Origin of the sequence: Nocardia brasiliensis, from assembly GCF_042691675.1 — a bacterium.
Taxonomy (GTDB): domain Bacteria; phylum Actinomycetota; class Actinomycetes; order Mycobacteriales; family Mycobacteriaceae; genus Nocardia; species Nocardia brasiliensis_D.
Window position 1 is genome coordinate 7,299,380 of record NZ_CP170507.1, and the last position, 21,251, is coordinate 7,320,630.

At 67.5% G+C, this 21,251-nt stretch carries 22 protein-coding genes; 9 read left to right on the forward strand and 13 right to left on the reverse strand.

The features are described 5' to 3' along the window. Positions 1-88 precede the first annotated feature (88 nt). From ACFK0J_RS33610 to ACFK0J_RS33620, 3 genes are all read right to left on the reverse strand, one after another. Positions 89-307, reverse strand: a complete 219-nt coding sequence (locus tag ACFK0J_RS33610) for a hypothetical protein (RefSeq protein WP_378733729.1) — start codon at positions 305-307, stop codon at positions 89-91. Between the two features lie 392 nt (positions 308-699). Next, positions 700-939 carry a hypothetical protein gene (locus ACFK0J_RS33615; protein ID WP_378733730.1) on the reverse strand — a complete coding sequence of 80 codons (240 nt, stop codon included), beginning with the start codon at positions 937-939 and terminating at the stop codon, positions 700-702. Positions 940-1,090: 151 nt separating this feature from the next. Then, positions 1,091-1,723: an O-methyltransferase gene (locus ACFK0J_RS33620; protein ID WP_218471374.1), complete on the reverse strand. Its 633-nt coding sequence runs from the start codon at positions 1,721-1,723 to the stop codon at positions 1,091-1,093. A gap of 307 nt (positions 1,724-2,030) precedes the next feature. Here ACFK0J_RS33620 and sigE point away from each other — a divergent pair, with 307 nt between their 5' ends. The 8 genes from sigE to ACFK0J_RS33660 all read left to right on the forward strand — a co-directional run bounded on the left by sigE (position 2,031) and on the right by ACFK0J_RS33660 (position 8,226). Beyond that, positions 2,031-2,687, forward strand: coding sequence for an RNA polymerase sigma factor SigE (gene sigE / locus ACFK0J_RS33625; protein ID WP_378733731.1), 657 nt, complete (start codon positions 2,031-2,033; stop codon positions 2,685-2,687). A gap of 59 nt (positions 2,688-2,746) precedes the next feature. Further along, positions 2,747-3,136, forward strand: coding sequence for a zf-HC2 domain-containing protein (locus tag ACFK0J_RS33630; protein ID WP_378733732.1), 390 nt, complete (start codon positions 2,747-2,749; stop codon positions 3,134-3,136). Positions 3,137-3,146: 10 nt separating this feature from the next. Next, positions 3,147-4,661: a trypsin-like peptidase domain-containing protein gene (locus ACFK0J_RS33635; protein ID WP_378733733.1), complete on the forward strand. Its 1,515-nt coding sequence runs from the start codon at positions 3,147-3,149 to the stop codon at positions 4,659-4,661. 33 nt (positions 4,662-4,694) lie between these two features. After that, entirely contained in the window at positions 4,695-5,111 is a 417-nt protein-coding gene (tatB, locus tag ACFK0J_RS33640; protein ID WP_378733734.1) for a Sec-independent protein translocase protein TatB, read from the forward strand. Between the two features lie 82 nt (positions 5,112-5,193). After that, entirely contained in the window at positions 5,194-6,051 is an 858-nt protein-coding gene (locus ACFK0J_RS33645; protein ID WP_378733735.1) for a hypothetical protein, read from the forward strand. A gap of 149 nt (positions 6,052-6,200) precedes the next feature. Further along, positions 6,201-6,773 carry a hypothetical protein gene (locus tag ACFK0J_RS33650; protein WP_378733736.1) on the forward strand — a complete coding sequence of 191 codons (573 nt, stop codon included), beginning with the start codon at positions 6,201-6,203 and terminating at the stop codon, positions 6,771-6,773. 22 nt (positions 6,774-6,795) lie between these two features. Next, positions 6,796-7,020, forward strand: coding sequence for a hypothetical protein (locus ACFK0J_RS33655; RefSeq protein WP_378733737.1), 225 nt, complete (start codon positions 6,796-6,798; stop codon positions 7,018-7,020). A 129-nt stretch (positions 7,021-7,149) separates the two neighbouring features. Then, positions 7,150-8,226: an XdhC family protein gene (locus ACFK0J_RS33660; RefSeq protein ID WP_378733738.1), complete on the forward strand. Its 1,077-nt coding sequence runs from the start codon at positions 7,150-7,152 to the stop codon at positions 8,224-8,226. A 15-nt stretch (positions 8,227-8,241) separates the two neighbouring features. Here the strand turns inward: ACFK0J_RS33660 and ACFK0J_RS33665 are convergent, their stop codons facing one another. The 9 genes from ACFK0J_RS33665 to dapE all read right to left on the reverse strand — a co-directional run bounded on the left by ACFK0J_RS33665 (position 8,242) and on the right by dapE (position 18,619). After that, positions 8,242-10,485, reverse strand: a complete 2,244-nt coding sequence (locus tag ACFK0J_RS33665) for a xanthine dehydrogenase family protein molybdopterin-binding subunit (protein WP_378733739.1) — start codon at positions 10,483-10,485, stop codon at positions 8,242-8,244. Further along, complete coding sequence (locus tag ACFK0J_RS33670) at positions 10,482-11,492, reverse strand: FAD binding domain-containing protein (RefSeq protein WP_378733740.1); 1,011 nt, start codon at positions 11,490-11,492, stop codon at positions 10,482-10,484. The genes ACFK0J_RS33665 and ACFK0J_RS33670 overlap by 4 nt, the downstream gene beginning before the upstream one ends. Then, positions 11,489-12,022, reverse strand: a complete 534-nt coding sequence (locus ACFK0J_RS33675) for a (2Fe-2S)-binding protein (protein WP_378733741.1) — start codon at positions 12,020-12,022, stop codon at positions 11,489-11,491. The genes ACFK0J_RS33670 and ACFK0J_RS33675 overlap by 4 nt, the downstream gene beginning before the upstream one ends. A gap of 213 nt (positions 12,023-12,235) precedes the next feature. Beyond that, complete coding sequence (locus ACFK0J_RS33680; RefSeq protein WP_378733742.1) at positions 12,236-13,189, reverse strand: glucosyl-3-phosphoglycerate synthase; 954 nt, start codon at positions 13,187-13,189, stop codon at positions 12,236-12,238. Then, positions 13,186-14,070 carry a dihydropteroate synthase gene (gene folP / locus ACFK0J_RS33685; RefSeq protein WP_378733743.1) on the reverse strand — a complete coding sequence of 295 codons (885 nt, stop codon included), beginning with the start codon at positions 14,068-14,070 and terminating at the stop codon, positions 13,186-13,188. Before folP ends, ACFK0J_RS33680 begins: the two co-directional genes overlap by 4 nt. Before the next feature lie 145 nt (positions 14,071-14,215). Further along, complete coding sequence (locus ACFK0J_RS33690; protein ID WP_378733744.1) at positions 14,216-15,985, reverse strand: long-chain-acyl-CoA synthetase; 1,770 nt, start codon at positions 15,983-15,985, stop codon at positions 14,216-14,218. Positions 15,986-16,001: 16 nt separating this feature from the next. Beyond that, positions 16,002-16,562: a TIGR00730 family Rossman fold protein gene (locus ACFK0J_RS33695; RefSeq protein WP_378733745.1), complete on the reverse strand. Its 561-nt coding sequence runs from the start codon at positions 16,560-16,562 to the stop codon at positions 16,002-16,004. Next, complete coding sequence (locus ACFK0J_RS33700; RefSeq protein WP_378733746.1) at positions 16,556-17,365, reverse strand: TIGR00730 family Rossman fold protein; 810 nt, start codon at positions 17,363-17,365, stop codon at positions 16,556-16,558. Before ACFK0J_RS33700 ends, ACFK0J_RS33695 begins: the two co-directional genes overlap by 7 nt. A gap of 150 nt (positions 17,366-17,515) precedes the next feature. Continuing rightward, positions 17,516-18,619, reverse strand: a complete 1,104-nt coding sequence (gene dapE, locus ACFK0J_RS33705; protein ID WP_378733747.1) for a succinyl-diaminopimelate desuccinylase — start codon at positions 18,617-18,619, stop codon at positions 17,516-17,518. A gap of 84 nt (positions 18,620-18,703) precedes the next feature. On the opposite strand from dapE, the gene dapD reads away from it, so the two are divergent. Further along, entirely contained in the window at positions 18,704-19,651 is a 948-nt protein-coding gene (gene dapD, locus ACFK0J_RS33710) for a 2,3,4,5-tetrahydropyridine-2,6-dicarboxylate N-succinyltransferase (RefSeq protein WP_378733748.1), read from the forward strand. 67 nt (positions 19,652-19,718) lie between these two features. Here the strand turns inward: dapD and ACFK0J_RS33715 are convergent, their stop codons facing one another. Next, the gene (locus ACFK0J_RS33715; protein WP_378733749.1) at positions 19,719-21,146 is read right to left on the reverse strand and encodes an acyl-CoA synthetase; all 1,428 of its coding nucleotides are present in this window, start codon (positions 21,144-21,146) and stop codon (positions 19,719-19,721) included. Positions 21,147-21,251: the final 105 nt, after the last annotated feature.

Sequence of the window (21,251 nt, forward strand, 5' to 3'; positions counted from 1 at the left end):
GGCGGCGCTGGAATGGCCGTGGCGACTGGGGAAGCATGGCGACTGGGGAAGCTCGGCGATCACGTCGCGACATTGCCGAATAGGCCGCTCACAGCGGCGGCGCGGGCGTGGCGGTGCAGAACGGTGCGCAGGGGCCGGGCGTGCGGGGCACCGTCGACTTGGTCGGGCCGCCGAAATCAGCGGTGCTGACCAGATAGACCATCAACACCGCGGCGAGCAGGACCAGGGCGAAGGCGATCATCGTCCCGCCCCAGTGGATCGGGCGACGTCCGTTTTCGTCGTTGCTGTTCAAGATGTAGTAGATCACCGGGTCGCACCTCTTCCGCATGCCTCGACGGGGAGCATCACCTCTCTGGTACCGGTTCGGATGTGCTCTGAGCAGCATGCGCCTCGAGTCGCCGCACTGTTGCGGTATTCGCCGAGTCGGGCCGCGACCGACGCCGGCGACCGGCCCACCCCTCCGGGGTCGGTCACCAGCGGTCCAGCCTCCGAAAACGTTCGGGAACGGTCTTCTCTCCTCGAACGCGACCTGACGAAGGCGAACCGGCCATCCTACATCCGTTGCGAGCCTGTGCATTCCATGATCTGTCACCGATCGGTCAGCGCAATACCCAGCGCGACAAACGAATTCACGAACGGTGAACACCGCGGAACCACGCTCCACCTGTCGGTGGAGCGTGCGTCGGACGTACTGACGAACTACTGGCCGGGGGCAGGTGGTGCGGGCGGTGCCGTGCAGAACGGTTCGCAGGACCCCGGCGTCGGGGTGACTTTCGCTGGGCCGGTATCGAAGTCGGCGTTACTCACCAGCACCATCACGATCACCGCGGCGAGAATGACGAGCCCGAAAAAGAACAGGGTGGGCCGCAACCAACTCGTTCGATGTTCTACGACGACGTGGCCGACATGGCCGATTTCGAAGAGTTCGTACCCACGCATTGCTCTATACCTCCGCCAACTGGCTATCCACTGGGTACCCGGCACGGGGCGGGGAAACCGCGTTTCTTCTTGGATATCCAGAACGGGCGGGACCTAGCGAGCATTCACCACGCAGTCCACAGCGCGCACGGTCAGCGAATGCGGAGAACAGTCAGCCGCGTGAAGCGCAGAGCAATCCGTCGCCGACCGGAATGAGCACACTGGTGAGCTCCGGGTCCTCGGCGATCGCACGGGTGGCCGCCCGCACCGCCTGAGTGGCCGGATCACGTTGCGCCGCATCGGGTACCCGCCCGCCGAGCAGCGCGTTGTGCAGCAGAATGGCGCCGCCCGCGCGCAGCAACCGCACCGCCTGGGTGACGTACTGCGGATGCTCGAGCGGCGCGGCGTCGATGAACACCAGGTCGTAGGCGCCGTCCGCGAGGCGGGGCAGCACATCGAGCGCGCGGCCGTTGATCAAACGGGTGCGCGCGGGCGGAATCTCGGCGGTGCGGAACGCCTCCTTGGCGGCGCGCTGATGCTCCGGCTCGGAATCGATGGTGGTCAGCGTGCCGTCCTCGCGCATGCCGTCGAGCAGCCACAGCCCGCTGATACCCGCGCCGGTACCGACCTCGACCACAGCTTTGGCGCCCAGCAACTGCGCGTACATACTCAGCAGCGCCCCGACCGACGGCGGCACGGGCACCGCACCGAGTTCGGTGGCCCGTTCGCGCGCGCTGACGAGGATCTCGTCCTCCACGACGGATTCCTCCACGTAGGCGAGATTTCGCTCCAAATTCGATGCCACGCTATGAGGCTATCCCGCCTCTCCGAGTATTCAGGCCATACGAGTGGGGTGCCACGCGAGACGCGTTCGGGGAAATACCTGCGGCAAGTTTTCTCAGGTGTCCCTCAGGGTCTCCATATCCAGGCCATATCAGGACAGGAAAGAGTAGGGGCAACGCAAGACCAGCCGACCGCTCGACACGGGACGCGGGAACAACGACATACCGATTGTCGGTTGTATCCAACGTAACGGTTCCAGGTCCGAAACAGATTCGGATCGGAGCCCAGTTCCGAGTTTACGGTCCCTAGTAGGAGGTAGCCCCATCCACATGGTCGATGCGGCGCGTGAGCACGCCACCCTGCCAGAGCAGATTCTGCCGATCGAGTCCGACGCCGACGAGGCCGTGGATCTCACCGGTACCGCTGCCTTCGATGCCACCGGTGACCGGGCGGCCATGCCGTCCTGGGACGACTTGGTCCGCGAACACGCCGACCGCGTCTACCGGCTGGCCTACCGCCTTTCCGGCGACGCGCAAGACGCCGAGGATCTCACCCAGGAGACCTTCATCCGCGTGTTCCGCTCGCTGTCCAATTACCAGCCTGGCACCTTCGAGGGCTGGTTGCACCGCATCACCACGAACCTGTTCCTCGACATGGTTCGCCGCCGTAATCGCATTCGGATGGAGGCGCTGCCGGAGGACTACGACCGGGTCCCGTCCGAAGGTCCCGACCCGGAGCAGGCCTATCACGACGCCCGCCTCGACCCGGATCTGCAACGTGCGCTGGATTCGCTGGCGCCGGAATTCCGCGCCGCGGTCGTCCTGTGTGACATCGAAGGACTCTCCTACGAGGAAATCGGCGCTACGCTCGGCGTGAAGCTCGGTACGGTGCGCAGCCGCATTCATCGCGGGCGACAGGCACTGCGCGACTACCTTGCGCATAATGGAAGTGAGCAGCGGTTCGCCGCTGAAGCAAACATCGGGTGAGCCGGACGAAGGCATCGCCCTACGGATCGGATGATGTCGGTTGGAAGGGTGAGCACCGAATGAGTGGCGACTCCAGCACGTCCGGTCGTCGTCCGCCTCGATTCCGTCCCACCGAGCATCTGGCCAGCGAAGCGATCGCGGCCTATGTGGACGGCGAGTTGCGGATGAACGCCTATCTGCGTGCCGCCCAACATCTTTCTCAGTGCCCGGAATGCGCGGCCGAGGTCGACGCGCAACAGCAGGCGCGCGTCGCGCTACGCCAGTCGGGTCCGATCTCCATCCCCACGGGTCTGCACGACAGCTTGACCCGAATTCCGCTCGCCGATCTCCCCGGCGGCGCGTCGAGCCAGACGTCCGGATCCACCGGGACTCCGCGCAACGAGGCGGTTTTCGGCTTTCTGACCGATTCGTTCGCCGCGACTCGGTGGACTACGTGGTGGCGCAAGTAGAGTTTCCCGCGTGACTGAGCGTAGCGAGGGAACCATTGGCACAGCGGCCGACGGGGGGAACCTGCGGCCGCCGGACGCGCCCGTCCTGGGGCCGCGCCCGGTCTACCGACCCCATGTCGACACCCACACCGCCCGCGCCTTCCGCAGGCCCGCCGGCCTGTCCGGCTCGTTCGCCGAGCCGCTCCCCCGTAGCTCCGCGCAGGCCGCGAGCCAGGACGTGCAGAATCGCCCGCCGGACGCGGTGCTCGCCGAGGCGTTCGGACGCCCGGCCGGTTCCACCGAACTCTTGCAGCGCGACCCGGACGCCGCCGACGACAGCGCGCCCGTGGCAGGCCCTGTCGATCCGTGGCGCGACCCGACCTCCGCCGCCCGGCTCGGCGCCCCCGCGGTGCCGACGCCGAAATCCGCACCGCTGCCGCAGGCGCAACGCCTCAGCGCCCGCGAAGTCCTGTTCGGTTCCCGCGTCGCCCCCAAGGCCCTGGCCCTGCTCGCGGTCGTCGCCCTCGCCATCGGCGTGCTCGGCGGCCTGGTCGGCCGGCTGACCGCCGAGCAGGCCTCCACGCTCACCTCCCGCAAAGTCACGCTGGAGCAGGCCGCCGACCCCGAACAGCCGCACAGCCAGATCGCCAAGGTCGCCAACGCGGTGCTGCCCGCCGTCGTATCCATCCGGGTCACCGTCGGCGAGAACGGTGCGACCGGCTCCGGTGTGGTGATCGACGGTGCGGGCTACATCGCGACGAACAACCACGTGGTCTCGATGGCCGCCCAGGACAAGACCAACAAGGCCGCCATCACGGTCCAGTTCTCCGACGGCACCCGGGTGCCCGCCAATATCGTCGGGCGCGACCCGAAGTCCGACCTGGCCGTGCTCAAGGTCGACGTGAAGAACCTCACCGTCGCCAAGCTCGGTAAGTCCAACGACGTCCAGGTCGGCGACGAAGTGCTGGCCATCGGCTCCCCGCTCGGCCTGAGCAAGACGGTGACCTCCGGCATCGTCAGCGCGCTGCACCGCCCGGTGAAACTGCAGGGCGAAGGCAGCGATACCAACGCGGTGATCGACGCGGTGCAGACCGACGCCTCGATCAACCCGGGTAACTCCGGTGGCGCGCTGGTGGACATGGAGGGCAGGCTCATCGGCATCAACACCGCGATCCGCAGCGAGACCGGCGGGTCGGTCGGCCTCGGCTTCGCCATCCCGGTGGACCGGGCCACCGAGGTGGCGCAGACGCTCATCCGCGACGGCAAGATCCACCACCCGACACTCGGCGTCAGCCTGCGCTCCAAGGTGGTCGCGAACGAGCAGATGAGCGGCGCCGAGGTGGCCGACGTCGTGCCGGGTGGGCCCGCGGCCAGGGCCGGGATCGTCGAGAAGGACGTGATCGTGAAGGTGGGCGATCGTGAGGTGACCGGTCCGGACGAACTCGTGGTCGCGGTGCAGTCACGCCGGATCGGCGAGACGGTGAACGTGGTGTTGATCCGCGACGGCAGGCAGGTGGACGTGTCCGTCACGCTGGAATCCGACTGAGCCGCTGGTCGAATGGCCGGGTAGCCTGGATCCGTGTTCAGCAACATCGGCTGGAGCGAGATGATGATCTTGCTCGTCGCCGCCCTCGTGATCCTCGGACCGGAGCGACTGCCCGGCGCGGTTCGCTGGACCACGCGCAGCCTGCGTCAGGTACGCGACTACGCCAGCGGCGCGACCGCACAGCTGAAGGACGAGCTCGGCCCGGAGTTCGAGGATTTCCGCAAGCCGCTGGCCGACTTGAACGAGCTGCGCGGCATGACCCCGCGCTCGATGGTGACCAAACACCTTCTCAACGGCGACGATTCGATCTTCCGCAATATGGAGGACGCGCTGCCGGACAAGAAGGATTTCTACAGCACGAACAGCGGAATGCCGGACTATCCGATGCCCAAATTGGAAAAACCGCTGGAGCGCAACGAACGTCCACCGATCGACACCGACGCCACTTGAGCTGGCGCGAACGCGTCACGAGAAGGGCTCGGTGTCAAGCGAACTAGACACCATGGCCTGTCCAGCTGTCTAGACTTCGCACATGTCGGCCGATGACGTGGCGCGAGTTTTCGCGATCGAAGACAAGGTCGAGCGACTGAAGGCGGCCACCGATGGGGTGGCGGCGGCCCAGCAGACCATCAACGAACTCACCAGGATCCGCCGCGCGGTGATCCGCGAGCTACACGCCGAAGGCTGGACCTTCGCCAGAATCGGTGCGGCAGCCGGGCTTTCCCGCGCTCGGATCCATCAGGTGAGCACCCAGGGCCCCGCACCGGAGGGCTTGTTCTTCGGGCACGGGACGCTCACCGTGTTGGTGCCGGAGGTGCGGGCGGGCCGGGTGATCGGCGCGCCGGATCCGGCGGCGCCGCATCGCCTCGTCGAGTTGCTGCGCGAACTCGGCTTCACCGCCTCGATCGAGCACTTCCTGCCGGGACGGCCGGTCGACCTGAACCGGGACGGCCTGATCGTGCTCGGCGGCCCGGAGCTCTCGCCGAGCTTGCGTCAGCTGCTCGCCGCCGATCCGCGGCTGCGGCGCGCGGTGGCCAGGGCAGGTGACGCCAGGCGTGGCATCGAGGATCGGGCCGCGCGCCGGGTCTACCGACCGGGCGGACCCGATCCGCATGACATCGCCTATCTGGCGCGACTACCGCGGCCGGACGGGCGCGGCACGGTGCTGATGATCGACGGCATGCACCCGCCCGGCTCGCTCGGTGCTATCCGGTTGCTCGCCACCCGGCTGGCCACTCTGCACGAACGGGCGGGCACGCACCTGTTCTCGGTGCTTGTTGCCTGCCGGTTCGACCGCGCGACCGGCGAGCCGCTGGAAGCCGAACTGCTCACGCCGGTCTATCGGCACGACCCCGAAATGCGGGTGCCCGCACCGGGTTCGCGTCGCTGAATTCCGCTCCGAGCCACCGCGCGACCTGGCGCCGACAATGATCGCCACACCGGTAATGTGGCGCAGGTCACTCCGCTCTTCCCTTCGGGAAATCCCAGTGCGATGCTTGGATAGCTAGAAGATAACTAAGCGTTGATAGGTGAGCTCAGATGAGTGTTCCACGTTCGATGGCGGCGAGTTCGGCGCGCACGGTCCGTACGGTGCGGCGCAAGCCGCTCGAGCCAGGACAGGCCGCCGTGATCGACGCGGCCGATCCGAACATCACGACCCATCGGGTCACCTACAGCGACCGGCTGAAGCTGTTCATCGGCGCCGGCGAGACCATCGATAACTTCCTGCGACCACTGCGCAGGCTGGACGGCCACCACCGTCACTCGATCCAACTGACCCGGCTGCCCGCGCCCATGCGCCCCGCCGACATCACCCCTGCGGTCAGTTCGGCCCCTGGCCAGAACTATCTGCGGTGCACCGGATCGGCGGACGCCCTGGTCCTCGAACTCCGCACCACCATCCACGGCAGCACCCGACTGCACATCGTCGGTCGTGCGGGCAGCCGGGACGGCGAACCCGCCATCTGCGTCCAGGTTCCGGAGGACATGCCGACGCCCTGGATCTATCCGAACGAGGTATTCACGGCCGAAACCGCGGCCGAGGTCTTCGCCGCCTACTTCCACACCGGCACCGTCCCATTCGGCTTCGAGCTCCGCGAAACGATCGACTGATGCGTTTCCCGAGGAGGCAGTGATGAACCCGCTCGTCATCGTCGGCGGCGCCGTATTGGCGGTCGGCCTGGTCATTCTCATCGTCACCGTGCTGCGCAGACCCACCGCTTCGCACCGGCACCTGACCGTCGCCGCGCTCCAGGCGCGGCTCGCCGAGGAGAACACTCCGGTGGCCCCCGAAGCGGAGGAACGCCTGATCGACCCGGTCATGGAGCACGCATCGGTCCAGCCGCCCAGGGAGTCCTGACCAGCGGGCACGCCGAATTGCCGTTCGCTCCGGCACGGTCCGCGGACGGGCGTTGCCGGACTGTTGCCCGGTAGGCTGGATATGAGCCGGTGTACCCCGGTGAGCCCGCTCGAGAGAGGAACCGTGCTGATGCGCGCCATGCTCGAGCAGTTGACAACGCTGGCGAACCAGGGCCACGTGGCCCTGGCGCGAGTAGTCGATACCACCGGCCCCGGACCGCGTGAGCCGGGTGCGGCCATGCTCGTCACCGAATCAGGCGAGGTCTTCGGGTCGCTGTCGGGCGGTTGTGTGGAGGCCGCGGTCGTCGAATCGGCACGGCAGGTGCTGAGCACCGGCCACGCGGTGACCGACCGGTTCGGCTACGCCGACGGCGACGGTATCGCGATCGGGCTGACCTGCGGCGGCGAGATCGAGGTCTTCGTCGAACGGGTGGGTCCGGAGCACCTCGCGCTGCTTTCGGATTTGCATCGGCGGATCGAGGCAGGCACCCCGGTCGCGCTGGCCACCAGGCTGGACACGACCGCCGAATGGAAACTGGTGCGCGACGGCGATACCGAGCCGTGGCACGGCGTCGACCGCGACGCGCGCGCACTGCTCGCCGCGGGGCACAGCGGAGTGGTCGGCGCCGACGAGTGCGAGGCCGACGTCTCCCCGCGCCCCCGCGTTTTCGTGCAGGTCTTCGCGGTTCCCGCGCGCATGATCCTGGCCGGTGCGAACGATTTCGTGCGGGCGCTGAGCCGCACCGGACGCCAGCTCGGCTACCGGGTCACCGTCGTCGACGCCCGCGAAACCTTTGCCACACCGGCCCGATTCCCGTCCGCACACGAGGTCGTGGTCGACTGGCCGCACCGGTATTTGCGCGCCGAACACGAGGCGGGCCGGATCGACGGCCGCACCGTGGTCTGCGTGCTCACCCACGACACCAAGTTCGACGTGCCGACGATCGCTGCGGCCTTGAGCATCGACGACATCGCCTTCGTCGGCGCTCTCGGTTCGCGCCGCACGCATGCCGAACGCACCGCCCGCCTGCGTGCCGCGGGCGTCACCGAGAGCCGGCTGGCGCGCCTGAAAAGCCCACTGGGCCTGGATCTCAACGCACGCACCCCCGACGAGACCGCGATCTCCATCGCCGCGCAGATCCTCGCCGAGCGCGGCTCGGCATCGGCGCGCCCACTCGATCGGATCGACGGGCCCATCCACCGCTGAGCCCGCCGCGCCGAATCAGAGCAGATGTTCGAGCCGGAGCGGAATGTCGCGGCAGCGGCGCCCGGTGGCGTGGTGGACGGCGTTCACGATGGCGGCGGCGGCACCGATCATGCCGAGTTCGCCGATGCCCTTGACGCCCAACGGGTTCACCACCGGGTCGTCGACCTCCACGAACGAGATGTCGACCTCGGGAGCGTCCGCGTTCACCGGCAACAGATATTCCAGCAGCGACGCGTTGGCCCAGCGGCCGTCGCGAGTGTCGGGCAGGGTGGCCTCCATGAGTGCTTGGGACAGGCCCCAATTCATGCCGCCGAGCACTTGGCTGCGCGCCAGCTTCGCATTGAGCACCCGGCCGGGCGCGAAGGCACCGACCATGCGGCGAACGCGGATGATTCCCAACTCCGGGTCCACGGCGACTTCGGCGAACTGCGCGCCGAAGCTCATCTTCCCGTACGGCGCCGCCGGCGTGGCGGGCCGCCAACTACCGGTCGTCTCGATATCCGAAAGATGATTCCGCTCGAGCACCTCCGCGTAGGCCTCGCTGACCGACGGGTCCTCGATCAGCCGCAATCGGCCGTCCACTCCCTCGATCTCATCGGGCGTGCGGCCGCGCAGCGGCGAGTCGATATCGGCGACCGCGATCTCGATGAGCTGGGCGAGCAACTGCGCGCAGGTGGTGTGCACCGCGGAGCTGACCGCACTCGCACCGATCGATCCGACGGTGGCCGCGATGTTCGGGTAGTCGGTGTTGCCGATCTCGAAGCGGATGCGGTCGAACGGCATCCCCATGGCATCGCAGGCGACCTGCGACATGGCCGTGGCTACACCGGTGCCGAATTCCTGGGTGCCCGTCTGGACGACCAGTGAGCCGTCCGAACGCAGCCGCGCGTGCGCCCGTTGCGGTTGGCCGGGTTCGTACACCGGGTAGCCCGCGGTGCCGACGCCCCAGCCGATGAGCCAGTTGCCGTCGGTGTGCGATCCGGGGGTCCGGTTACGGCGATCCCAGCCGAAACGCTGCGCGGACTGCCGGAGGCATTCGAGATAACCGTCGGAGCTCCACGGGTTTCCGCTCTCCGGGTCCACCGCGGCGTGATTGCGCAGCCGCAGTTCCACCGGGTCCGCGCCGAGTTGTTCGGCGAGCTCGTCTATGGCGCACTCCAGCGCGATCATGCCGGAAGCCTCACCGGGCCCGCGCATGAACGTCGGCGTCATGGTATTTCCCTTGATCAGCCGATACTGCCCTTCCCAGTGCGGAATTCCGTACGCCTTGCTCGCCACCTCCAGCGACGGCTCCGCCCAGTCGTCGAAATGCGAAGTGACGGAAAGCTTGTGGTGCCGCAACCCGGTGAACCGGCCATCGGCGTCACTGACCAGAGTGACGCGCTGCTCCTGCTCTTCCCGTAATCCGGTGCCGTAGAACATCTGCTCGCGATTCAGGATCACCCGAACCGGCCTGCCCAGCTCCCGCGCGATCAGCGGGGCGAGCGTAACGTGCGGCCACATCATGGCTTTGGCGCCGAAACCGCCGCCGACGTAATCGGTGACGACCCGCACCTTGCTCGGCGAGATGCCCAGGTGCGCCGCGATGGTCAGCTGACTGGCCACGATGCCCTGGGTGGCGTCGTAGACGGTGACCGAATCCCCGTTCCACATGGCGGCGGTGACCGAGCATTCGATCGGATTGTGGTGATTGGCGGCAAACCGGAACGTCGCGTCGACGGTGTGCGCGGCGGATGCCGCGGCGGACGCGAAGTCGCCACGCGATTGGGACGCGGGGATCTGGCCAGCGAAAATGCTGTCCGGCAGGTACTGCTCAGCGCGTCCGTCATCCAGCCGCACCAGCGCGGGCTGCGCGTCGTAGGTGGCCTCGACCAGCCGGGCGGCGTGCTGGGCAACCTCGAAGGTGTCCGCGACGACCACGGCGATCGGCTGGCCGAAGTAGTGGATCCTGGTGTCCTGCATGGGAAAGAAGGTCTGGCCCGGTGCCGGTTGACCGAACAGGGACGGCATCAGCGGCACCGTCGCGACCCGCGGCAGGTTCTCGTGGGTGAGCACAGCGACCGCACCGGCCCGCAGTGCGCGACTGGTGTCGATGGATGTCACTGTGCCGTTGCCGATCTCGGCTCCGACAAGGACGCCATAGGCGGCGTTCGGCATCGGGATCTCGGCGGTGTACCTGGCGGCACCGGTGACCTTGGCGTGCCCGTCGATGCGGTCGAGTCCCTGACCGACAAGCTTGGTGGCGGCAGGAGCGCTCATTTCCCGCCTCCCCGCTGCGCGATCCCGTCGGCTACGAGCTCCAGCGTGCGCACCATGGTCCGTTGCGCCAGTTCGATTTTGAACCGATTCATGGCATGGCTGCCGTCAGCCCCCGCGAGTTCGGTAGCGGCGGCGGCCGCGAAGTTCTCCTTGGTGGCGGACTTGCCGATCAGCAACGCCTCGGCCATCCTGGCGCGCCACGGTTTGGTCGCCACGCCGCCGAGGCCGATGCGGACATCGCGCACCTGCCCGTCCACCAGGTCGAGCGCCACTGCCGCGGAAGCCGCGGCGAATTCATAGGATTCACGGTCGCGCACCTTCAGATAGTGCGAGTTCACCGCGAACGGTAACGGCGGCACCTCGATTCCGACAATGAGTTCGTCGGCGGTGATCGGATGTTCGAGATGCGGTGTGTCACCGGGCAAGAGGAAGAAGTCGTCGAAGGCGATGGCCCTGCTACCGTGCGGGCCCTGCACATGCACCACGGCGTCGAGTGCGGTCAGTGGGATCGCCGTATCGGACGGATGCATGGCGAAACAGTGCTCGCTGGTACCCAATACGGCATTGCCGCGATGCAGTCCCTCGTGCGCGCCGCAGCCACTCCCCGGCTCGCGCTTGTTGCAGGCGAACGCGATATCGCGGAACTGCGGACACCGCACCCGCTGCATCAGGTTGCCGCCCATCGAGGCCATGTTGCGGATCTGCGCGGACGCGCCCTTCCACAGGGCGATGGACAGAAACGGAAAGCGTTCGACGACACCGGGGTCGGCGGCCACCTCGCCCATCCGGGCCATCGCGCCGATGCGCAGGCCGCCGTCCGGGCGGTGCTCCAGGTCGGTGAGCGGCAACCGGTTGATGTCGACGACATTGTCCGGCTCCATCGCGCCGATCCGCAGCATGTCCACCAAAGTGGTGCCACCGGCCAGGAATACGGTATTCGGGCGGGCGGTCACCGCGGCGAGGGCCTGGTCCACCGTCTCGGCGCGGGCGAAGGCGATGGGCTTCATCGTGTCTCACCCATCTCGTCGCGTGCGGTCTTTATCGCGTCCCTGATGTTCTGATAGGCGGCACAGCGGCAGATATTGCCGCTCATCCACTCGGCGATCTCCGCATCGCTGCCGGTGTGCCCCTCTTCGATGCATTTGATCGCCGACATGATCTGCCCCGGTGTGCAGTACCCGCATTGGAAGCCGTCGCAGCTGATGAACGCGCGCTGCACCGGGTGCAGTTCCTCTCCGGCCGCGACCCCCTCGATGGTGGTGACTTCGCGTCCCTCCACGCTCAATGCCAAAGTGAGGCAGGACAATTCGCGCTTGCCGTCGACCCACACCGTGCACGCACCGCACGCGCCCTGGTCGCACCCCTTCTTGGTGCCGGTGAGATGTAGGTATTCACGAAGGGCGTCGAGCAGGCTGACCCGGGGTTCGAGGGCCACCGGGAAAACGTGGCCGTTCACGCGCAATGTCGCCAGCGTGTAATCGGGACCGGCAAACTCCGGCTGCCGCGTGTCCTGCTTGGGTAGCTCACCAATAGTCATAGACGTATCTCCTGCTCGTGAGCGCGCAATGGCTGCACGTCTCGGAATACAGAATGCGAACGTAAGACCCGAGCTCCACCCTAGCGTCCATGCAGCAAACTCGCTCGCTATCCGGCGAATGTGCAAATCGCATCCGTTGTCGGCCCATGGCTTTCGACGAACAGCACCGAACCCGGGCACCAGCGGCACCCGGGTTCGCCCGTCAAACTTCGGTCAGGCAGCCGCCCAGGCCGGGCGCAGCGTATTCATCGGCGGCCGGTCGGCCAGCGATACCTCGGTGCTCTGCGCGGTGAAGGCGTCCCCGATCAGCGGGAACTGGGTGAGCGCTGCCCCGGAATCCTGCACGCCGCTGCGGCCGAGCACGGTACCGAGAATTTGCCTGCTCATCACCCCCAGATCCGCCAGCGGGCGGTTGCGGTGGGTGCGCACCCCCAAGTTCACCTGGCCGATCGCGGACAGGCCGAGCTGGTCGTAGGTATCGAGCAGCAACCCGATCTCCACCCCATAGCCGGGCGCGAACGGTACCGAGGTGAGCAGCTCACGGGTGCCGGCGTATTCGCCGCCCAGCGGCTGCAGCACGTCCGAGAGGTCGGGGCGCAGCGCGGCGAGCAGCGGCCGGGCGACGAGCTCGGTCACCCGCCCACCGCCGTGCGCGTCCACCGCACCACCCTGCCGCAGCGGCCTGCGGTAGTAGGCCTTGACCAGGTGCATGTCGTCGACGGTGAGCAGCGGGCCGAGCAGCTTCGGGACGAAGGCGGGATCGGGGTCGATGAGATCGGAGTCGACGAAGGCGATCAGATCACCACTGGTGACGGCCAGCGAGCGCCACAGCACCTCACCCTTGCCCGGCACCGGGTCCAACTCCGGCACCGCCTGTTCCCGGGTGATCACCTCGGCGCCCGCGGCACGGGCCCGCTCGGCGGTGGCGTCGGTCGAGCCGGAATCGAGCACGAGCAGCTCGTCGACCAGGGTGCCGAGCAGCGGGCGGATGCTGGCGACCACGTCGGCAACGGTGTTTTCCTCGTTGAGCGCGGGCAGCACCACCGAAACGGTGCGGCCCGCCTTGGCGGCGACGAGTTCGTCGACGGACCAGTCGGGGGTGTCCCAGGTGTTTGTCGTCGCCCACGCGGGGCTGTAGTCGCGGCTGTGGGGGTGGTGGAATTTCATACCAAACCTCGCAGGGTGCGTGCTGGGGGCCGGATGCCTTGGATCGCGGCGATCATGTCCACCACCCGCCGGGTCGCGGCGACTTCGTGGACGCGGAAGACTCGGGCGCCGGCGGCGGCCGACCATGCTGTTGCTGCCAATGTGCCCTCCAACCGTTCGGAAAGATCGACACCTAGAGTCTCCCCGATGAAATCCTTGTTGCTGAGTGCCATCAGGACTGGCCACCCGGTATTTACAAGAACGTCCACTCCGCGCAACAACTCCAGCCCGTGATAAGTGTTCTTGCCGAAATCATGGGTCGGATCGATCAAAATCGAATCCTTGCGCACCCCCGCCGCGACCGCGTTTTCGGCCGCGCGCACCACGGTATCGGTCACTTCGGCCAGGACATCGGCGTACCGGACCCGATGTGGGCGGGTGCGCGGCACCGCTCCGCCGGTGTGGCTGCACACGATTCCGACGGCGTGTTCGGCGGCCACCCGCACCAGATCGGGGTCGGCGCCCGACCAGGTGTCGTTGATCAGATCCGCGCCCGCCCGCACGGCGGCCAGCGCCACGTCGGCCCGCCAGGTGTCGATGCTGATCAATAGCTCGGGGTACTTTTCGCGAATTGCCGCGACGAACGGGATCACCCGTCGAGATTCCTCGGCCGCGTCGACCACCGAGCCTGGGCCCGCCTTCACCCCGCCGATATCGACGAGATCGGCTCCCTCGTCCACCGCACGCGCGACCGCGTCCATGGCCGCGGCGTCCGTGAAGGTCGCACCCTTGTCGTAAAACGAATCGGGGGTGCGATTGACAATCGCCATGACCAGCGCCCGATCCGTCGCCACCGGCTTGCCACACAGGCTTGGCAGCGGCGTTACGGTCGGGCTGAGCATCCTCAAACTGTACCGACTCATGTATCTCCACCCCCAGGTGCGGGACCCGCGCACCCGATCTCGAGAGCCGCATCCGTCCTGGGGGTGTGCACCCCTTTCGGCTCCTGGTGAAGGAGTGTCGATCCGGTGCGGGGTGCGTTCGGTGTCAGTTCTTCGGCACTCGGCCCGCGGCGACGTCGGAGGGGTAGTCGTCGTAGGCGGGGACGTAGCCGTCGGAACGGCCCGCGAGGACGTACAGGGTGCCGTCGCCGTCCGGGGCGTAGCCCTGCTTGCGCAGCTCGACCTTGCGGCTCTTGAAGGTGGAGGTCTGCTCCAGTTCCTCGACGACGCGGATGAAGAGCGGGACGGCGTAGCCGGGTAGCCGGTCGTAGGCCAGCTCGGCGATGGCTTTGCCGTCGAACTCGGCATCGGGACTCAGCGTGACGGCGGCCATGCCCGCTTTGCCGTCTGTGCCCGGAATGTCTACGCCGTAGACGACCGCGTGCGAAATGGCATTGGACTGGGTCAGCGCGCCCTCGACCTCGGTGGTCGCCACGTTCTCACCCTTCCAGCGGAAGGTGTCGCCGAGCCGGTCCACGAACGCGATGTGATGCCAGCCCTGGTTGCGGACCAGATCACCGGTGTCGAACCAGACGTCGCCCTTCTTGAAACCGTCGCGCACCAGCTTCGCCTCGGAGGCCTCTTTGTCGGTGTAGCCGTCGAACGGCGAGCGGCTGGTCACCTTGGCCAACAGCAGCCCGACCCCACCGGTGCCGACCCGACGCAACCGGCCGTTGTTGTCCCGCTTGGCTTTTCCGGATTCGTCGTCATATTCCACCACCGCGTACGGCAGCGGCCCGAACCCCGCGGTGCGGTCGACGCTGAACGCGTTGACAAAGGCGATATTGGCCTCGCTGGCACCGTAGAACTCGACGATCCGGTTGATGCCGAAACGCTGCTTGAAGTCGTCCCACAGCTCCGGGCGCAGCCCGTTGCCGACCGCCAGGCGGACCTTGTGCTGCCGGTCGGTGGGCTTCTCGGGCTGGTTGAGCAGGTAACGGCACAATTCACCGATATAGATGAAAGCCGTTGCCTCCTCCCGGATCACCTCGTCCCAGAAGCGAGACACCGAGAAATGCCGTCCCAGCGCCAAGGTGGCACCGGAGCACAGCACGGTCGACAGCGCGACGGTCAGCGCGTTGTTGTGGTACAGCGGCAGGCAGCAGTACAGAGTGTCGTTGCCACGCAAGCGAATACCGAGCCCGCCGAGGCCGACCATGCTCTTGGTCCAGCGCAGGTGCGTCATCACGCTGGCCTTCGGCAGACCTGTCGTGCCGGAGGTGAAGATCAGGAACGCGCGCTCCTTGGCGGTGATCTCGACGCAGACCGGCGGATCGGTGGCGGCCGCGCCCTGGGCGGCGGCCTGTAGGTCCTTGGCGGACAACACCTTCGCGGGCGGCTCGGACAGCGAGTCCAATGCCTCCTGGCATTCCTCGCCGACCACATCGAGCACGCTGTTCAGCAGGCCGAAGCTGTGCGCGAGCACCTGGTCGCGCTGATGGTGGTTGAGCAGGCCGACGGTGGCGCCGAGTTTCGCCGACGCCAGGACCACGAACAAGGTTTCCGGCCGGTTGGTCATCAGGACCCCGACCACGTCGCCGCGCCGCACGCCACGCTCGGCGAGCACCGACGCGTAGCGGTTCACCTCGACATTGGCCGCACCGTAGGTGTAGGTGGCACCCTCGAACCGCAGGAACAGGCGGTCCGGATGACGATGCGCGGTGCGCTGAAAGTACAGCCCGACAGAGGATTTGTCGTCCGGCTTGACCAGCAGGCCGACCGCGTTGCGCAGCATGGCCGGCGCGTCGAGCGCCATCGCGGGGAGGCTTCTGGCCAGGTCTAACAGGCTCACCGTGGAGCGACCGTCTGAACTCACTTTTCAGTTCTCCTCATCAGGGTGCTGCTGCCGCCTCCAGTGCCGCGAAGGCGGACGAAAGATCGGTGACCACGGTGATGCGGTCCATGGCGCGTTGCGGCACGAACTTACGGTCGTAGAGTTCGTCGAGCCACCGGAAAAGACCTCGGTAGAAGCCATCCGAATCCAACAGCACCACCGGCTTATTGTGCTGTCCCAGATAGCCTCCGGTCCAGGTTTCGAAGAACTCCTCCAGCGTGCCGATGCCGCCGGGCAGGGTGAGGAAGGCGTCGGCGCGGTCCTCCATGATCTGCTTGCGCTGCCGCATGGTGTCGGTGACGACCAGCTCGTCGGCGTCGACGTCGGCGACTTCGCGGTGCACCAGATGCTTCGGGATCACCCCGATGGTGTTCGCGCCGCCCGCCCGCGCCGCGTTCGCCACCTCGCCCATCATCGAGACATTGCCGCCACCGGACACCAATTGCCAACCGCGCCGGGCGATTTCGGCACCGACCTGGGCGGCCAGCGCAAGATAGTCGGGATCGATAGTGCTGGCGGAGCAGTAGACACAGATGGCGTAGGGCTGCTCGTTCACCACTGGTCCTCCGTACCGATCACGTCCTCCGCGCCATTCGCCTCGGCGTTGGCGAGGATGATCTGCACGACCTCTTCCACGCTGTCGGTCACATGGATCAGCCCGAGATCACCGGGCGAGATCTTGCCGGAGCCACCGAGCGAGTCACGGAGCCAATCGACCAGTCCGGACCAGTACCTGCTGCCGAACAGGATGATCGGGAAGCGGGTGATCTTGCGGGTCTGCACCAGGGTGAGCGCCTCGAACAGCTCGTCCAGGGTGCCGAAGCCGCCGGGCAGGCAGATGAAGGCCTCGGAGTACTTCACGAACATCGTCTTGCGGACGAAGAAGTAGCGGAAATTGATGCCCAGATCGACCCAGTCGTTGAGGCTCTGCTCGAACGGCAGCTCGATGCCGAGGCCGATCGAATACCCGCCCGCCTCGCACGCGCCCCGGTTCGCCGCCTCCATCGCGCCGGGCCCGCCGCCGGTGATCACCGCGAACCCGGCCTTGGCCAGTGCCGTGCCGATGGCCCGGCCCGCCTCGTACTCCGGATGATCCGGCCCGGTGCGCGCCGACCCGAAAACGGTCACCGCCCGCGGCACCTCGGCGAGCGCGCCGAAACCCTCGACGAACTCGGCTTGGATGCGCAGCACGCGCCACGGGTCGGTATGCACCCAATCGGTGTCGCCGCGCCGGTCCAGCAAATTCCGGTCGGCAGTGCCGATCCCGTCTTTGCGGTCGCGGCGGAACATGACCGGCCCGCGGAACTTGGCTGTCGACTTCGGCTTGTTGGCAACCTCACGGTCAGCGGCGTCGGTGGACATGCGATCCACGCTACCGGGCGATGGACAGGGGCAACGGGGCGGACAGGAGAAGTCGTCCTACGTTCAGCCGACCGTTCGGGGAACGAGAGTGTTCGGCTCGGAGACCCGAGGTAGCGGCGGTATCGGTCGCGGACGTTGGTTTCGGGTGCGTCACTCTGTCGAGCCGGTCAGGTAGGTGCGCAGCATGGCGGTGACGGCGGTGATCTGGTCGACCGGGACGTGCTCGTCGCGCTTGTGGGCGAGGTTGGGGTCGCCGGGGCCGAAGTTGACGGCGGGGATGCCGCGGGCGGCGAAACGGGAGACGTCGGTCCAGCCGTACTTGGCGCGCACTCCGCCGCCACCGTGGCTGTTCACCGATGCGACCAGGTCCTTGGCGGCGGGGGCGGTCAGCCCGGGCAGCGCGCCCGGGGCGGAATCGGTCACCTCGAAGGTCAGCTCGAGGCCGTCGAATACCTCGCGAACATGCTCGACGGCTTGGGCCACGGTGCGGTCGGGCGCGAAGCGGAAGTTCACGTCCACCTCGGCCACGTCGGGGACCACATTGCCCGCCACTCCACCGAAAACCCGTACCGCGGACAGCCCTTCGCGGTAGACGCACCCGTCGATGTCGACCTCACGGGCCCGGTAGTCGGCCAGCCGTTGCAGGATCGGTGCCAACCGGTGAATCGCGTTGTCGCCCAACCAGGCTCGCGCCGAATGCGCACGCACCCCGGCGGTGGACAGCCGAACCCGCAGCGTCCCTTGGCAACCCGCCTCGATCCAGCCGCCGGACGGTTCACCGAGCACTGCCAGGTCACCGGCAAGCCACTCCGGCAGGTCGCGTTCGATGTGTCCGAGTCCATTGAATTCCGACGCGATTTCCTCGCAGTCGTAGAAGATCAGCGTCAGATCGTGCACCGGTTCGGCGACCGTCGCGGCCAGGTGCAGGAACACCGCGTCGCCGGACTTCATATCGACCGAGCCGCAGCCGTACAACACCCGCTCCCCCGCCGCGTTCACCGTGAAGTGGCCCGGCACGTTGTCGGCGATCGGCACGGTATCCAGGTGACCGGCCAGCACTACCCGCGTCGGCAGCCCGCGATTCGTCCGCGCCAGCACCACATTCCCGTGCCGTAGCACCTCGAATCCGCTGGTCTGCTCCCGCAGCGCCTGTTCGACGAGATCGGTAATCGCCAGTTCGTCCCGAGAAACACTCGGAATGTCGACAAGAGCGGCGGTCAGCGTAATCGGGTCGGCACGCAGGTCGATGGTCACGTACCCACCCTACGACCGTGCCGAACGGCACCGGCGCGGAGCAGGCTCACCACAGGTGGCGGCGGGTCGGTAACCTCTGTGGACGTGAGTACTCAGGGAGCAGCAGCAGTCGGTATCGCCAATGTGACCGCGGACGGGACCGTCCTCGACACCTGGTACCCGAATCCGGAGCTCGGCGAGTTCGCCGAGACCGGGACCAAGCGGCTGGACGACGCACCCGCCGAGTACGCGGCGCTGCTCGGCTTCGACGAGGCGCGCGGTGTCGATGTGGTCGCGGTGCGCACGACGATCGCCGATCTGGCCGCCGCCCCGATCGACGCGCACGACGTCTACCTGCGCCTGCACCTGCTCTCGCACCGGCTGGTCCGGCCGCATGGAGTGAACCTCGACGGTCAGTTCGGGCTGCTGAGCAATGTGGTGTGGACCAACCACGGTCCGGCCGCGGTCGACGGCTTCGAGACCACCCGGGCCAAGCTGCGCGCCCGCGGCCCGGTGACCGTGTACAGCGTCGACAAGTTCCCGCGCATGGTCGACTACGTCGTTCCGTCCGGTGTGCGCATCGGCGACGCGGACCGGGTCCGGCTCGGCGCGCACCTCGCGTCCGGCACCACCGTCATGCACGAGGGCTTCGTGAACTTCAACGCGGGCACCCTCGGTAACTCCATGGTCGAGGGGCGCATTTCTGCGGGCGTGGTGGTCGGCGACGGCTCCGATATCGGCGGCGGCGCGTCCACCATGGGCACCCTCTCCGGCGGCGGCACCACCATCATCTCCATCGGCGAACGTTCCCTGCTCGGCGCCAACTCCGGCCTCGGCATCCCGCTCGGCGACGACTGCGTCCTGGAAGCAGGCCTCTACCTGACCGCGGGCACCAAGGTCACCACCCCCGACGGCACCGTCACCAAGGCCGCCGAATTCAGCGGCCAGAAAAACCTCCTCTTCCGCCGCAACTCCGTCACCGGCGCGGTAGAAGTGGTCCCCCGCAAGGGAACCGGCATCGAACTCAACGCCGCCCTACACGCCAACGACTGACTCACCGCCCAGTGGCGAGCCACGAGCAAGCTAACTCACGCGCGGCGAGTGCCGTCGCGGTCGGAGCTCAGGTGAGGCGCTTCTTTTGGACTTTGCCCATCGCGTTGCGGGGCAAGGAATCGACCACGCGGATTTCGCGGGGGCGTTTGTGGACCGAGAGTTGTTCGGCCACATAGGTGATCAGGTCTTGTTCGATCGAAGCAGGCGCGGTGGGGCGTAGGACGACAAAGGCGACCAGGCGCTGGCCGAGGTCAGGGTCGGGGAGGCCGACGACGGCGGCCTCGGCGACGTCCGGGTGGCCGAGGAGGACGGTTTCCACTTCGCCTGCGCCGATGCGGTAGCCGCCGGATTTGATGAGGTCCACCGATTCGCGGCCGACGATGCGGTGGAAGCCGTCGGCGTCGATGGCGGCGACGTCGCCGGTCTTGAACCAGCCGTCGTCGGTCCAGCTTTCGGCGGTGGCCTCGGGTCGGTTGAGGTAGCCGTCGAAGAGCATCGGGCCGCAAACCTGGAGGCCGCCGATGCTTTCGCCGTCGTGGGCGACGTCAGCGCCGGATTCGTCGCGCAACCGGGTCCGCACGCCGCGCACCGGGGTGCCGACCCAGCCGGGACGGCGCTCACCGTCGGCGCGGGTGGACAGGGTGATCATGGTTTCGCTCATGCCGTAACGCTCGACGGGCGCGTGCCCGGTGAGTTCACGCAACCGCTCGAAGACCGGAACGGGCAGTGGTGCACTACCGGACACGAGCAGTCGGGCGTCGGCCAATTGCTTTGCGGCCGCTGGATCTTCGACGATGCGGGACCACACGGTGGGCACCCCGAAGTACAGCGTGCCTGGCGCGGCGGCATAGGCCTGCGGGGTCGGCTTGCCGGTATGCACCAGCGGGCTGCCCACCCGCAGCGGGCCGAGCACGCCGAGGATCAGGCCGTGCACGTGGAACAGCGGAAGTCCGTGCACCAGCACGTCGTTCGCGCTCCACGCCCACGCATCGGCCAGTGCGTCCAATCCGGCGGCGATCGCACCGCGGCTCAGCACAACGCCTTTCGGCAAACCGGTCGTCCCGGAGGTGTACAGCACGAAAGCTGTTGTGGCGGAGTCGGGCTCCGGGTAGGTGTGCCACGACCTGGCGTGCACCCGCACCGGAATCACCGGCAACTCACTACCCTCCGGCGCTTTCCCGAGCCATGCCTGCGCCCCGGAATCGGCCAGGATGTGCGCGAGTTCCGCGGTGCCCGAATCCGGCGGCACCGGAACGACGGTCACGCCGGCGATCAGGCAGCCGACAATCGCGAGCACCGTGCTGACGGTCGGCTCGGCCAGCACCGCGACCCGATCGGCGCGGGCGACGCGTTCGGCCACCGAGGTCGCGGCACCGAGCAGATCACTGCGCGAGAGCGTCACCCCGTCGATGGTGACGGCATTCGGAATATCCGCGCCGCCTGCGACGGCGAGCGGGTTCAGGGAACTGAGCAGCAGCGGCGGACCGAACGACATGCGCCCAAACTACTTCGCCCTGCCCCGGGCGCCCCGGCCGATCACAGGTGAATGACGCTCCGATGTGACGGTTGACACAGCGGGTGAGGCGGTGAGAAAGTTCAT

Excerpts from the sequence above, each read along its gene's own strand:
- ACFK0J_RS33615 (WP_378733730.1), bottom strand. The coding sequence starts at position 939 with ATGCGTGGGTACGAACTCTTCGAAATCGGCCATGTCGGCCACGTCGTC.
- sigE (WP_378733731.1), top strand. The coding sequence starts at position 2,031 with ATGGTCGATGCGGCGCGTGAGCACGCCACCCTGCCAGAGCAGATTCTG.
- ACFK0J_RS33630 (WP_378733732.1), top strand. The coding sequence starts at position 2,747 with ATGAGTGGCGACTCCAGCACGTCCGGTCGTCGTCCGCCTCGATTCCGT.
- ACFK0J_RS33645 (WP_378733735.1), top strand. The coding sequence starts at position 5,194 with ATGTCGGCCGATGACGTGGCGCGAGTTTTCGCGATCGAAGACAAGGTC.
- ACFK0J_RS33650 (WP_378733736.1), top strand. The coding sequence starts at position 6,201 with ATGAGTGTTCCACGTTCGATGGCGGCGAGTTCGGCGCGCACGGTCCGT.
- ACFK0J_RS33655 (WP_378733737.1), top strand. The coding sequence starts at position 6,796 with ATGAACCCGCTCGTCATCGTCGGCGGCGCCGTATTGGCGGTCGGCCTG.
- ACFK0J_RS33660 (WP_378733738.1), top strand. The coding sequence starts at position 7,150 with ATGCGCGCCATGCTCGAGCAGTTGACAACGCTGGCGAACCAGGGCCAC.
- ACFK0J_RS33665 (WP_378733739.1), bottom strand. The coding sequence starts at position 10,485 with ATGAGCGCTCCTGCCGCCACCAAGCTTGTCGGTCAGGGACTCGACCGC.
- ACFK0J_RS33670 (WP_378733740.1), bottom strand. The coding sequence starts at position 11,492 with ATGAAGCCCATCGCCTTCGCCCGCGCCGAGACGGTGGACCAGGCCCTC.
- ACFK0J_RS33675 (WP_378733741.1), bottom strand. The coding sequence starts at position 12,022 with ATGACTATTGGTGAGCTACCCAAGCAGGACACGCGGCAGCCGGAGTTT.
- ACFK0J_RS33680 (WP_378733742.1), bottom strand. The coding sequence starts at position 13,189 with ATGAAATTCCACCACCCCCACAGCCGCGACTACAGCCCCGCGTGGGCG.
- folP (WP_378733743.1), bottom strand. The coding sequence starts at position 14,070 with ATGCTCAGCCCGACCGTAACGCCGCTGCCAAGCCTGTGTGGCAAGCCG.
- ACFK0J_RS33700 (WP_378733746.1), bottom strand. The coding sequence starts at position 17,365 with ATGTCCACCGACGCCGCTGACCGTGAGGTTGCCAACAAGCCGAAGTCG.
- ACFK0J_RS33715 (WP_378733749.1), bottom strand. The coding sequence starts at position 21,146 with ATGTCGTTCGGTCCGCCGCTGCTGCTCAGTTCCCTGAACCCGCTCGCC.